The organism is Bradyrhizobium sp. USDA 3240 (assembly GCF_054063295.1).
Map to the genome: position 1 here is coordinate 758,607 of NZ_JBSSGD010000002.1, position 12,194 is coordinate 770,800.

11 protein-coding genes are annotated in these 12,194 nt (G+C 63.9%); 6 read left to right on the forward strand and 5 right to left on the reverse strand.

The annotated features are described in order from the left end of the window. Positions 1-71 precede the first annotated feature (71 nt). The 3 genes from ACVIGA_RS04185 to ACVIGA_RS04195 all read left to right on the forward strand — a co-directional run bounded on the left by ACVIGA_RS04185 (position 72) and on the right by ACVIGA_RS04195 (position 3,173). On the forward strand, positions 72-1,055 hold the full coding sequence (locus ACVIGA_RS04185; RefSeq protein ID WP_456665396.1) for a polysaccharide deacetylase family protein: 984 nt from the start codon (positions 72-74) through the stop codon (positions 1,053-1,055). Positions 1,056-1,072: 17 nt separating this feature from the next. Further along, positions 1,073-2,293 carry an amidohydrolase family protein gene (locus ACVIGA_RS04190; protein ID WP_456665397.1) on the forward strand — a complete coding sequence of 407 codons (1,221 nt, stop codon included), beginning with the start codon at positions 1,073-1,075 and terminating at the stop codon, positions 2,291-2,293. Between the two features lie 142 nt (positions 2,294-2,435). After that, positions 2,436-3,173 (forward strand): TetR/AcrR family transcriptional regulator, encoded by a 738-nt coding sequence (locus ACVIGA_RS04195; protein ID WP_456665398.1) that lies wholly within the window; start codon positions 2,436-2,438, stop codon positions 3,171-3,173. Positions 3,174-3,225: 52 nt separating this feature from the next. On the opposite strand, the gene ACVIGA_RS04200 is transcribed toward ACVIGA_RS04195, so the two are convergent. The 5 genes from ACVIGA_RS04200 to ACVIGA_RS04220 all read right to left on the reverse strand — a co-directional run bounded on the left by ACVIGA_RS04200 (position 3,226) and on the right by ACVIGA_RS04220 (position 9,608). Then, complete coding sequence (locus ACVIGA_RS04200) at positions 3,226-4,818, reverse strand: gamma-glutamyltransferase family protein (RefSeq protein WP_456665399.1); 1,593 nt, start codon at positions 4,816-4,818, stop codon at positions 3,226-3,228. Positions 4,819-4,969: 151 nt separating this feature from the next. Further along, complete coding sequence (locus tag ACVIGA_RS04205; RefSeq protein WP_456665400.1) at positions 4,970-5,857, reverse strand: 2-hydroxy-3-oxopropionate reductase; 888 nt, start codon at positions 5,855-5,857, stop codon at positions 4,970-4,972. 105 nt (positions 5,858-5,962) lie between these two features. Next, complete coding sequence (gene hyi, locus ACVIGA_RS04210; protein WP_456665401.1) at positions 5,963-6,748, reverse strand: hydroxypyruvate isomerase; 786 nt, start codon at positions 6,746-6,748, stop codon at positions 5,963-5,965. 38 nt (positions 6,749-6,786) lie between these two features. Next, positions 6,787-8,574 (reverse strand): glyoxylate carboligase, encoded by a 1,788-nt coding sequence (gene gcl, locus ACVIGA_RS04215; RefSeq protein ID WP_456665402.1) that lies wholly within the window; start codon positions 8,572-8,574, stop codon positions 6,787-6,789. A 191-nt stretch (positions 8,575-8,765) separates the two neighbouring features. After that, entirely contained in the window at positions 8,766-9,608 is an 843-nt protein-coding gene (locus ACVIGA_RS04220) for an IclR family transcriptional regulator (protein ID WP_223966251.1), read from the reverse strand. A 248-nt stretch (positions 9,609-9,856) separates the two neighbouring features. On the opposite strand from ACVIGA_RS04220, the gene ACVIGA_RS04225 reads away from it, so the two are divergent. The 3 genes from ACVIGA_RS04225 to ACVIGA_RS04235 all read left to right on the forward strand — a co-directional run bounded on the left by ACVIGA_RS04225 (position 9,857) and on the right by ACVIGA_RS04235 (position 12,160). After that, positions 9,857-10,270 carry a CBS domain-containing protein gene (locus tag ACVIGA_RS04225; protein WP_456665403.1) on the forward strand — a complete coding sequence of 138 codons (414 nt, stop codon included), beginning with the start codon at positions 9,857-9,859 and terminating at the stop codon, positions 10,268-10,270. Between the two features lie 85 nt (positions 10,271-10,355). Then, positions 10,356-11,372, forward strand: a complete 1,017-nt coding sequence (locus ACVIGA_RS04230) for a 2-dehydropantoate 2-reductase (protein WP_456665404.1) — start codon at positions 10,356-10,358, stop codon at positions 11,370-11,372. A gap of 5 nt (positions 11,373-11,377) precedes the next feature. Further along, positions 11,378-12,160, forward strand: a complete 783-nt coding sequence (locus ACVIGA_RS04235; protein WP_456665405.1) for a fumarylacetoacetate hydrolase family protein — start codon at positions 11,378-11,380, stop codon at positions 12,158-12,160. Positions 12,161-12,194: the final 34 nt, after the last annotated feature.

Below are 12,194 nucleotides of genomic sequence, written 5' to 3' on the forward strand. Positions count from 1 at the left end.
ACGGAAGTAAAAACTTTCTTCACAAATTGACGAATGTCAAGCGGCTGATCGCGCGCCGGATGGAGATTGCAATGCAACGGGAGACTGGAGCGGAACCGGAGCGGGCCACCTCGAATGACGTTCTCGGCGGTGCAACATCCGCACAAACGCCGGATCCGGCACGCGGTCTTCGCTCTCACGACCGCTACCGCTACAGTGCGATCACGCGCCGGCCCGACTTCGTGTGGCCAAACGGAAAGCGCCTCGCGGTCTACGTCGCGCTCAACCTCGAGCATTTCGCTTTCGGCGACGGACTCGGCGCCGAACTCTGCCCGGGCGGTCCACATCCGGACGTCCTCAACTACGCCTGGCGCGACTATGGCAACCGGGTCGGCGTCTGGCGGCTCATCGATCTGTTCGACGAGCTGAAACAGCCGGTCTCCGTGCTTGCGAACAGCAGCATCTATCACTACTGCCCGGAAGTCATGGACGCATTTCGTGCGCGCGGCGACGAGGTCGTCGGCCATGGACGGACCAATTCCGAACGGCAGGGCGTGCTCTCACCTGCCGACGAGCAGCAACTGATTGCGGAAGCAACGGATGTCATCGCGCGGGCCGAGGGACGACAGCCGCTCGGCTGGCTCGGTCCATGGATCTCGCAATCCGCCGTGACGCCGGATCTTCTCGCCGAAGCGGGCTACCAATACCTGCTCGACTGGTGCATGGACGATCAGCCGGTGTGGTTCTCGACAAGGGATGGCGGGCGGATCCTGTCCGTCCCCTATCCACAGGAACTGAACGACATCCCCTCGATCGTCGGGCGCAAGGACAGCGGCGAACAGTTTGCGACCATGATCACGGACACATTCGAGGAGATGCTGGCGCAATCCGCCAAGCAGTCGCTGGTGATGGGGATCGCGCTGCATCCATATCTGGTCGGCCAGCCCCACCGGCTGCGGCCGCTGCGACGCGCCCTGCAGGCGATCGTCGCACGGCGCGACGACATCTGGATCACCACCGCCGGCGAGATCGCGGCATTTTCGCGCGCCCTGCCCGACGGCATCGTGCCGACATAAGAAACCGGAGACTTGAAGTGACAGCCATCGACACACTCTTTCAGAACGCGCGGCTCACCGACGGCCAGCTGGTCGAAATCGCCGTCCGCGGCGGCAAGATCGTGGCGATCGCGTCGTCCCCGCAAAGCTACGGCGCAGTCGGCGAAAGGCGCGATCTTGGCCGGCGGCTGGTGCTGCCCGGCATGGTCGAAGGTCACATCCACCTCGACAAATGCTTCATCGGCGACGACTGGAAGCCGCACCGGCCCTGTACCGCGGGCTTCAATGTGCGCGAGCGCGTCAAATTCGAGAAGGAAGCCCTCGCCGCCGCCAAGCCGATCCCGGTTCGGGCCGCGGCCCTGATCGATCTTTGCGTCTCTCAGGGCACGACTCACATGCGCAGCCATGTGGATGTCGACGCCGAGGTCGGCCTGCGACATTTCGAGCCGATCGCCGCCGCGCGGGAGGCGCACCGGGAGAAGCTTTCGATCCAGATCGTCGCGTTTCCCCAGAGCGGCATCGTGACATCGCCCGGAACGGCCACATTGCTTGAGGAGGCCGTTCGCGCCGGCGCCGATCTGGTCGGCGGACTCGATCCCGCAGGCCACGATGGCGACGTCGCCGGGCATCTTGACGTCGTCTTCGGGATCGCCGAGCGGCATGGCGTCGGCATCGATATTCACCTGCATGACGGCGGCCTGCAGGGCATCTCGGAGATCGAGGAGATCGCGCGACGCACCAAAGCGTCGGGCCTTGGCGGCAAGGTCACGATCAGCCATGCCTACGCGCTCGGCGAAGTGGCTGTCGACGTGGCTCAACGGACTGCGCAGCAGCTTGCCGAAGCCGGCGTCGCCATTTTCACCAATGCCCCGGGGGCGCACGCATTTCCGCCCGTGTTGCTGCTTCGCGATGCCGGCGTCACCGTGTTCTCCGGCAACGACAACATCCGTGATTCCTGGTGGCCCTACGGCGACGGCGACCTGCTCGAACGCGCAATGATGGTCGGCTATCGCTCAGGCTTCAACACGGACGATCAGTTGGCCGCGGCCTTTGACATGGTGACGACCAACGCAGCGCGCGCGCTTGGCCTCAAGGATTACGGCCTCACGGTCGGCGGGACGGCGGATTTCGTCGTGCTCGACGCCCGGCATGTCCAGGAAGCCGTGGTCGCTCGTCCCAAGCCACGCGATGTCTACAAGGCCGGCCGACTCGTCGCGCAGGGTGGCGTGATGGTTGCGGCCGGCGCCCGGAAGCAGTGAACATGGAGGAATCGCACTTGACGAACAGTCGCAATGCCGATCTCAATCCCAGCTGCTTGCGCCGGGAAACGGTCCGCTGCCCGATATGGCCTGATGCGGACCTCCCCTGCGTGAATACCCGAGCCCAGGCAAGGTTGACGCCGTGACAGAAACGACAGCACCGACCAGCCCCACCCGCAGCACCACACGCGGAAAGCGGCCGCGCGACTCCGCGCTCACCAAGGAAGCGATCCTGCGCGCCGCGACCTTCGAGTTCTGCCACAATGGCCTCGGCGGCGCACGCGTCGAGGCCATCGCGCAGCGCGCCAAGGCCAACATGCGCCTGCTCTACGCCTATTTCGGCGACAAGAACGGGCTCTACATAGCCGTCCTCGAGGACGTCTACACCGAAATTCGCGCGGCCGAACAGCGGCTGAACCTGGATGATCTCGAGCCGATCGCCGCAATGAGCGGGTTGATCGATTTCACCTTCACCTTCTTCGGACAGCACCAGAACTACATCGCGCTGATCAACACCGAGAACCTTCAGCGCGGGCGCAATATGCGCAAGTCGCGCAAGATTGCCGATCTCACTTTGCCCCTGGTTGCAAGCATCGAAGGTATTCTGCGGCGCGGCGTGGCGGCGGGCCAGTTTCGCGGTGATGTCGATCCCATCCAGCTCTATGTCTCGATCACCGCGATGAGCTATTTCCACGTTTCCAACCGGTACACATTGTCGGCGATGTTCGACAAGGATCTCGGCGCGTCAGACTGGCTCGAGCTGCGGCGCGAGCATGCGCAGGACATGATCCTGACCTGGCTGACGGCCCCTGCCGGGACGCGCAAGGACAAGGCTGCAGCATCGAAGGCGACGGCGCGCCTCGGCAAGCCGTCACGCTAAGAGGTCAGCCGCACGACACCGTGTCGTGCGGATCATGCGCCGGGAATGCCCCTCAGCGGGTCGCAACGACGCCGTCGCTGCGCGGATCGCTGGCCCCTTCCATCAGGCCGTCCGGATGCCAGACGATGGCGCCGGCGTGTCCCATGATCTCCTCGAACGGGCCGGTCACCTGAATGTCGTGGCCGAGCGCGCGGAGCCGATCGATGATTGCGGGATCGAAGCGGGATTCGATCTTCAGATTGTTGTTTTCCTCGCCCCAGGTGCGACCAAGCAGCCAGCGCGGCGCCGTAATCGCGGACTGCAGCTCCTGGCCATGCAAGGCGTAGCGGGAGAAGATCGCGGCCTGGGTCTGCGGCTGCCCCTCTCCACCCATCGTGCCAAAGGATATCAGCCGCCCATCGCCGAGTTCGGCCATCGCCGGCTGGATGGTGTGGAACGGCAGGCGTCCCGGATCCAGCCGATTGGTATCGGTCTCGCCGAGGCTGAAGCTCGTTCCACGGTTTTGCCAGGTGACGCCGCTCTCGGGCAGGATGACGCCCGAACCAAACTCCCAATAGACGCTTTGAATGAAGCTGACGCTGAGCCCGTTGCGATCGGTCGCAGCGAGCCACACCGTATCGCCCTGCTTGGACGGATCGGGCCACGGCGCGGCGCGGCGATCGGATATTGTTTCGTGAAGCGCGGCCAGCGACTGTTCAGACAGGAATTCGGCGGCCGGCCGCTTCATGTAGTCGGGATCGGTCACGTGGCCGTTGCGAATACGGAACGCAGCCTTCGTGCATTCGACGAGCCTATGCAGATGATCGACGCCATCGGCTTCACCGGCGATGCGCCGGGCATACAGTGCCAGGATCAGGAGCGAGGCCAGCCCCTGCGTCGGCGGAGGCATGTTGAAGACCTTGTGGCCGGACACCTCGACCGAGAGCGGCGTCACCAGCGATGCCTGATGCCGCTCCAGATCGGCCAATCGCAGCGGGCTCCCTGCCCGCTCGAGATCGGCCGCCATCGAGCGCGCCAGTTCGCCGCGATAGAAATCAGACAGCCCGGCCTTGGCCAGACGCCGCAATGTCGCGGCGACACGCGGCTGTCGCAGCCGCGCACCGAGCGCGAGCGGGGCGCCTTGCGGCAGATAGACCTCGGCATAGCCGGGCACGTTTTCGAGCTCAGGCCGTTTCTTGCGGATGTTCTCATGTAGCGTGCTGGTGACGGCCACGCCCTCCTCGGCATGCCGGATTGCGGGCTCGAGCAGCCGCGCCATCGGCAGCCGGCCGTCATGACGATCGCGGCTGAGTTCGTAGGCCTTCTGCCAACCGTCGACGGTACCGGCGACGGTGAGCGCGGCGAGCGGGCCGCGACCGGGAATGCTGCTGCAGCCACGCTCGCGATACCAGCTGCGATCCGCTGCCATCGCGGCGCGTCCGCAAGCCTGAATCCCGACCGGCTTCGAACCGGCGCGGCCGACGAGCCAGAAGCTGTCGCCGCCGAGGCCGTTCATGTGCGGATAGGCCACGGCAATCGTCGCCGCCGCGGCGATCATCGCCTCAATGGCATTGCCACCTTCCGACAGGACCGCGAGTCCGGCCTGCGCCGCGAGGTGGTGCGGCGCGGTCACCATGCCGCCATAGCTTCGTTTTGTCTGCAACATCAACCGTATCTCCCAACCACGGCATGTAATAATATTTTTACTTACCGTGTCAAGGCGCCAGAGATCGGTCTTTTATATACGGGTGCCGAACCGTCGAGCTCGTTACCAGGACTGGCCATTGCAGTTCGGCACCGTGATCATTGCATGAAGCTCAGGCTGCCGCCACCTCGTGGCTAGCCATCACCTCCAACGCTCTCAGAATTGCGGAATGGTCCCAGGCCTTGCCGCCGAGCGCGGTACAGGCGTTGAACAATTGCTGGGCGGCCGCTGTGCCCGGCAGCGACAACCCGAGTGCCCGCGCGCCCTCCAGCGCGAGGTTGAGATCCTTCTGATGCAGCTCGATGCGAAAGCCTGGATCGAAATTTCGCTTCAACATGCGCTCGCCGTGCACTTCAAGGATCCGGGACGAGGCAAAGCCGCCCATCAACGCCTGGCGTACCAGCGCAGGATCGGCGCCGGCCTTGGACGCGAACAGCAGCGCCTCGCTCACCGCCTCGATGGTCAGCGCCACGATGATCTGGTTCGCAACCTTGGTGGTCTGGCCGTCGCCATTGGCGCCGACATGCGTGACATTCTTCCCCATCGCGTCGAACAGGGGCTTCATCGCGTTGAACGCCCGCTCCCGCCCGCCGACCATGATGGTCAGGCTTGCTGCCTTTGCACCGACCTCGCCGCCGGAAACCGGCGCGTCGAGATAGTCGGCTCCGAGCGCATCGATCTTACGTGCAAACTCCTTCGTCGCCAGCGGCGAGATCGAGCTCATATCGACCACGATCATGCCTTTGGACACCCCCTCCGCGACGCCGCCCTGACCGAACAGCACGGCTTCGACATGCGGCGTATCCGGCACCATGATGATCACGGCGTCGGCTTCCTGCGCCACTTGCCTCGCGGACTCGCAAGCGATGGCGCCGGCTGCAATCAGCTCCGGCGGAAGCGGTGCAACGTCGTGCAGGAACAGGCGATAGCCGGCAGCCAGGAGGTGGCTCGCCATCGGACGTCCCATGGTGCCGAGCCCGATAAATCCGATATCTTTCATTGTCGTCGCTCCTGTCAGGCGGGTTAGAGCGTTCTCCCGCGAAGCGGACAACGCATCAAAACAAAGTCCAGAGTTCGGTTCCGATTCGATCGGAACGGAAAAGCTCTAGGTCACGAAGGTCTGCGCGGCATGCCAGGCGAGGCTCTCGAGCGTGGTCGTCCGCGGCTTGTATTCGCATCCGATCCAGCCGCGATATCCGATGCTGTCGAGATGCTTGAACAAATGGGGATAGTTGATCTCGCCGGTCCCCGGCTCGTTCCGGCCAGGATTGTCGGCGAGCTGGACATGCGCGATCCGGTCGAGATGCTTTTGCAGGGTCCGCGCCAGATCGCCTTCCATGATCTGCATGTGATAGATGTCGTACTGGATGAACAGGTTGGATGAGCCCACGTCGGAAATGAGCTGCACCGCCTGTTCCGGCCCGCTCAGGAAGAAGCCGGGAATATCGATTGTGTTGATCGGCTCGATCAGGAGCTTGATGCCGTGCTGGCCGAGCGCAGCGGCGGCGAAGCGCAGATTGGACAGAAGGGTCTCGCGCAGGTCGGCTGCATCCGCACCGGCGGGAGCGATGCCGACCAGGCAGTTCAGCTGCCGGCAATCCAGCGCCTTCGCGTAGTCGATCGCGCGCACCACGCCGTCGCGAAATTCATCGACACGGTTGCGCAGGATCGCAATGCCCCGCTCGCCGGCGGCCCAATTGCCCGCCGGAAGATTGTGCAGCACCTGGGTCAGCCCGCAGCGCGCCAACTCCTCGCGCAACGCGCCCTTTTCGAAGTCGTATGGAAAGAGATACTCGACGGCATTGAAGCCGGCGGCCTTGGCGGCGACGAACCGATCGAGAAACGGCAGCTCGTTGAAGAGCATGGTGAGGTTGGCGGCAAATTGAGGCACGGGTCTATCTCCGCTTGGGGCAGCGCTGGATGATGTCGTCAGGCCGGCAACAGCGTGCCGGATCGTTGTGCGCTCGGCACGTCATCGAGCGGGAGATCGAGCACCTCCTCGAATTCGACGATGTTGTCGATCTCGGTTCCCATCGCGATATTGGTGACCCGCTCGAGGATGAACTCCACCACCACGGGCACGCGATGCTTGGCCATCAGCACGCGCGCGGTCGCGAACGCGGCCTGTGCCTCGTTTGGATCCGTCACCCGGATCGCCTTGCAGCCCAGCCCTTCCGCGACGGTCACGTGGTCGACACCGTAGACGCCGATCTCGGGTGCGTTGATGTTCTCGAACGACAGCTGGACGTGATAGTCCATGTCGAAGCCGCGCTGCGCCTGCCGGATCAGCCCGAGATATGAATTGTTCACGACGACGTGGATGTAGGGCAGATTGAACTGCGCCCCGACCGCGAGCTCCTCGATCAGGAACTGGAAGTCGTAGTCACCCGACAGCGCGACGATGTCGCGGCCGGGATCGGCGGCGCGCACGCCGAGCGCAGCGGGCAGCGTCCAGCCGAGCGGACCGGCCTGCCCGGCGTTGATCCAGTTGCGCGGCTGATAGACGTTGAGGAACTGGGCACCCGCGATCTGCGACAATCCGATCACCGTCACGTAGCAGGTGTCGCGGCCGAACGCCTTGTTCATTTCCTCGTAGACGCGCTGCGGCTTGATCGGGATGTTGTCGAAGTGGCTCTTGCGCAGCATCGAGCGCTTGCGGTCGCGGCAGGCTGCGGGCCAGGCCTGCCGATCGCGCAGCTTACCGGACTTCCGCCACTCGCGGGCGACGTTCACGAACATTTCCAGCGCGGCCTTGGCGTCCGACACGATGCCGAGGTCCGGATTGAAAACCCGTCCGATCTGCGTCGGCTCGATGTCGACATGAACGAACTTGCGGCCCTTGGTGTAGGTCTCGATCGAGCCGGTATGCCGATTGGCCCAGCGGTTTCCGATGCCGAGCACGAAATCGGATTCGAGCATCGTGGCGTTGGCGTAGCGGTGACTGGTCTGCAAGCCGACCATCCCGGCCATCAACGCGTGATCGTCAGGAATGGCGCCCCACGCCATCAGCGTCGGGACGACCGGAACGTTGACCGCTTCGGCGAATGCGACCAGCAGCTCGGATGCATCGGCGTTGATCACCCCGCCACCGGCCACGATCAGCGGCCGCTCCGCGGCGTTGAGCATTTCGAGTGCCTTCTCGATCTGCTTGCGCGTCGCCGCAGGCTTATAGACCGGCAGCGGCGAATAGGTCTCGTCGTCAAACTCGATCTCGGCCAGTTGCACGTCGAGGGGAAGATCGATCAGCACCGGTCCCGGCCGCCCCGACCGCATGATATGGAAGGCCTGGCTGAACACGCGCGGCACCAGCGCCGGCTCGCGCACGGTGACGGCCCATTTCGTCACCGGCTTTGCGATCGCCTCGATGTCGACGGCCTGGAAATCTTCCTTGTAGAGCCGCGCCCGCGGCGCCTGCCCGGTGATGCAGAGGATCGGAATCGAATCCGCGATCGCCGAATAGAGGCCGGTGATCATGTCGGTTCCGGCCGGGCCCGACGTGCCGATGCAAACGCCGATATTGCCCGCTTTCGCCCTGGTGTAGCCCTCCGCCATGTGCGAGGCGCCTTCGACATGGCGCGCCAGAATGTGCCGGATCGAGCCGTTGCGCTTCAGCGCGGAGTAAAGCGGGTTGATCGCGGCGCCGGGAACGCCGAATGCGCAGGTGATCCCCTCGCGTTCGAGAATGCGCACTGCTGCATCGATTGCTCGCATCTTCATCTGATGATCCCGCTTCGCTATGAGTTGGCCTGAGTATGATCATCAGGCCCGCGATCATCGATCTCAACGCAATCGATTGGATTTTCCGCACAGTGGCAGCGCTTGCGATTTCTTGCATCTCTCCAAGAGATTAGCGCCTGCGAAACAATGGAAACCGGCAAAGCCGAGAACAGCAGCAGGCCTTGCGCCTGCTACGGTTGCGTGCGGCTGCTGCCGCGAAGCTCTGCCGAGAGCTCGGCTGCGATCTGGTGCACGATGGCGCCGATCTCCGGCAAGCGCTCGTCCGTCAGACGATCCGCCATCCCCGATACGGAAACCGCGGCGAACGGCTCGCTGCAATCGTTGAAGACGACGGCGGCCACGCAGCGCAGGCCGAGCCGCGCCTCTTCATCGTCCACCGCATAGCCCTGGCGTCGCACGGTCTCCAATTCCCTGAACAGCTCGCCCGGCCGAATGATCGACTTTTCCGTGAGGCGCGGCATGCCGCGACGACGAATGATCGCGTTGATGTCCGCATCGGAATACGCGGCCAGCACCGCCTTCCCCACACCCGACGCGATCAACGCCACACGTCCGCCGACCTTGGTCAGCGAGCGCATGATCTCCCGGCTCTCGATACGGGATACGACGATGATGGAGTCGTCATCAACGACGGCAAGATTGGCCGTTTCCCTGGTCTGGTCGCGCAGCTTGCGCAGATAGGGCAATGCCCGCGCGGAAAAATTGCGCCGGCGCATGAACGTCGAGCCGACCACGAAGCTTTGCGCGCCGATATGCCACTTGGACTCATCGCGGTCGAACTGCACGAACCTGCGATTCTCCAGCGTCGTCAGCAGCCGATGGGCCGTCGACGGCGGCAAGCCGATGCGGATCGCAAGATCGGTCAGCCGATAGCCTTCGTCATCCTCTGCAAGCGCTTCCATGATTTGCATCGCGCGATCGACAGATTGAACGCCGCCGTCTCGCGCGTCCTGATCCGACGGAGCGCGAAGATCGGGATCGGACGGCTTGCGCCGGATCGGCTCTCTTTTCATCACGACCTGCCCCTAACCGGTTGCGGTTCAGAACGAAATTGCTCGCCGATAACGAGCGTCACAATTGGCATATGGCATACCAAAAGACCCCTGAGTCAAGGTTGCGGAATTCGAGAATAAGCAAGAATAGGTAAGCATTTTTGCCGTTTTTCTTTCAGAACACGCCGATTCTTTTGTTTGACTTCTGGGATAATGTATACCACGATTGTTTCTTAACGATCCAATGATGCAACCGGGAGGACCATACCATGTATGTCGGGGACATCCTTCGTACCAACAGTGCGCACGTGGTGACGATCGGCTCGAGCGAAACCGTGAGCATTGCGGCGAACCTGATGTACGCGAGCAATGTCGGCGCACTCGTGGTCAGGAACGGCTCGCGCAGCGTCGACGCCGCCGTGGTCGGAATGTTCAGCGAGCGCGATGTGGTCGCTGTGATCGCCGAGCGCGGCACGGGTGGTCTTGCCGCGAAAGTCGCGCAGTTCATTTCGCCGCGGCCGCTGGTGTCCTGCACTTCGCAGGATGCGCTCGCCGATGTCGAGCGTGTGACGGTCCGTCACGACATCCGCCATATCCCCGTCATCGACAACGGCCGGCTGGTCGGCGTCGTGAGCATGCGGGACATCGGCTTTGCCCTGGAGGAAGCCGCCTGCGCGGCCTGACGGATTTTCCCAAGGTCATTGTCACGCAACCCGGTTCGAGCCGTTGCGGCTCATGCTGTGCCCCCACTCTGCTCGCGAGGATTTCATGAAGGTCTGCATCTACGGCGCCGGCGCCATCGGCGGCTATCTCGGTGTCGAATTTATGCGCGCTGGCGCCGATGTCAGCCTGGTGGCGCGGGGCGCGCACCTCGCCGCGATGCGGCAGAACGGCCTGAAGCTCCTGATCGGCGACGAGGAGCGCGTGGTGCATCCTCGCTGCACCGACAACCCCGCTGAACTCGGCGAGCAGGATTTCGTCATCATCTGCCTCAAGGCGCATTCGATCACCGGCGTCATCGAGCCGATGCGGCCGCTGCTGGGTGAGCGGACCCGCATCGTCACCGCCGTGAACGGCATTCCCTATTGGTATTTTTACAAGCACGGCGGACGGCACGAAGGATCGGCGCTCGAGAGCATCGATCCCGGCGGTCGGCAGTGGAACGAGCTCGATCCCGCGCGCGCCATCGGCTGCGTGGTCTATCCCGCCACCGAAATCGAGGCGCCCGGCGTGATCCGCCACGTCTACGGCAACAGCTTTCCGCTCGGCGAACCCTCCGGCGAGATCACGCCTGACGTCGAGCGGCTTGCCGCCCTGTTCACGGCGGCGGGCATGAAGACGCCGGTTCTCGACCGCATCCGAGACGAGATCTGGCTCAAGCTGTGGGGCAATGTCTGCTTCAACCCGATCAGCGCCCTCACCCACGCGACCCTCGACGTCATCTGCACCAATCCCGGCACGCGGGCGCTGTCCAGGGCGATCATGCTGGAAGCCCAGGCGATCGCGGAAAGCCTCGGCGTCAAGTTCCGGGTCGATGTCGAACGCCGCATCGAGGGCGCACGCAAGGTCGGCGCGCACAAGACCTCGATGCTGCAGGATCTCGAGCGTGGACGTCCCGTCGAGATCGATCCGCTGATCACCGTGGTGCAGGAGATGGGCCGGATGACTGATATTGCGACGCCCGCCCTCGACGCGGTGCTGGCGCTGGTCGCGCAGCGCACCAGACTGGCAGGCCTCTACGACGGGGCGGCCGGCGTCGAAGCCCAATCGCTTGCGGTGGCGTGATCACGATGGCCAATGTGACGCGCTGGGTCCGCTTCCGCCACCATGCCGAAATCGGCTTCGGGCAACTCACCCCGTCCGGCATCGCCGTGCACACGGGCGAGATGTTCGGCGAGACACGACCGACCGGACAGACGCTGGCGCTTGACGATGTCGAGTTGCTCGCGCCCACCGAGCCGAGCAAGATCGTCGCGCTCTGGAATAACTTCCACGCGCTGGCGGCGAAGCTGAAATCACCTGAGCCGGCCGAACCGCTGTATTTGTTGAAGGCGCAGACCAGCGTGACCGCGCCTGGCGCCGTCATCACGCGTCCCCGGGGCTACGATGGCAAGACGACCTACGAAGGCGAACTCGGCATCGTCATCGGCAAGAGCTGCACGGCCGTCACACCCGAACAGGCCGACGGCTTCATCTTCGGCTATACTTGCACCAACGACGTCACCGCCGCCGACATCCTCAATCGCGACCCGACCTTCCCGCAATGGGCGCGGGCCAAGGGTTTTGACGGATATGGCCCGTTCGGTCCGGTGATTGCCTCGGGCGTCGACCCCGCACGCCTGGTGGTGCGCACCATCCTCAACGGCGTGGAGCGCCAGAACTACCCGATCGCCGACATGATCTTCAGCGCGCAGGCGCTGGTCAGCAAGATCTCGCACGACATGACGCTGTTGCCGGGCGACCTGATCTGCTGCGGGACATCGATCGGCGTCGGAGTGATGAAGGAGCCGATCAATACCGTCACCGTCGCGATCGACGGAATCGGTGAGTTGACCAACGAATTTCGTCAGTAGGCAGCGTCAGGGCGACAGCCCGACGCAGCCGGAC

Bases quoted from the DNA above. Each gene is read 5' to 3' on its own strand.
- ACVIGA_RS04185 (WP_456665396.1), top strand. From the start codon at position 72: ATGCAACGGGAGACTGGAGCGGAACCGGAGCGGGCCACCTCGAATGAC.
- ACVIGA_RS04200 (WP_456665399.1), bottom strand. From the start codon at position 4,818: ATGTTGCAGACAAAACGAAGCTATGGCGGCATGGTGACCGCGCCGCAC.
- ACVIGA_RS04205 (WP_456665400.1), bottom strand. From the start codon at position 5,857: ATGAAAGATATCGGATTTATCGGGCTCGGCACCATGGGACGTCCGATG.
- gcl (WP_456665402.1), bottom strand. From the start codon at position 8,574: ATGAAGATGCGAGCAATCGATGCAGCAGTGCGCATTCTCGAACGCGAG.
- ACVIGA_RS04220 (WP_223966251.1), bottom strand. From the start codon at position 9,608: ATGAAAAGAGAGCCGATCCGGCGCAAGCCGTCCGATCCCGATCTTCGC.
- ACVIGA_RS04225 (WP_456665403.1), top strand. From the start codon at position 9,857: ATGTATGTCGGGGACATCCTTCGTACCAACAGTGCGCACGTGGTGACG.
- ACVIGA_RS04230 (WP_456665404.1), top strand. From the start codon at position 10,356: ATGAAGGTCTGCATCTACGGCGCCGGCGCCATCGGCGGCTATCTCGGT.
- ACVIGA_RS04235 (WP_456665405.1), top strand. From the start codon at position 11,378: ATGGCCAATGTGACGCGCTGGGTCCGCTTCCGCCACCATGCCGAAATC.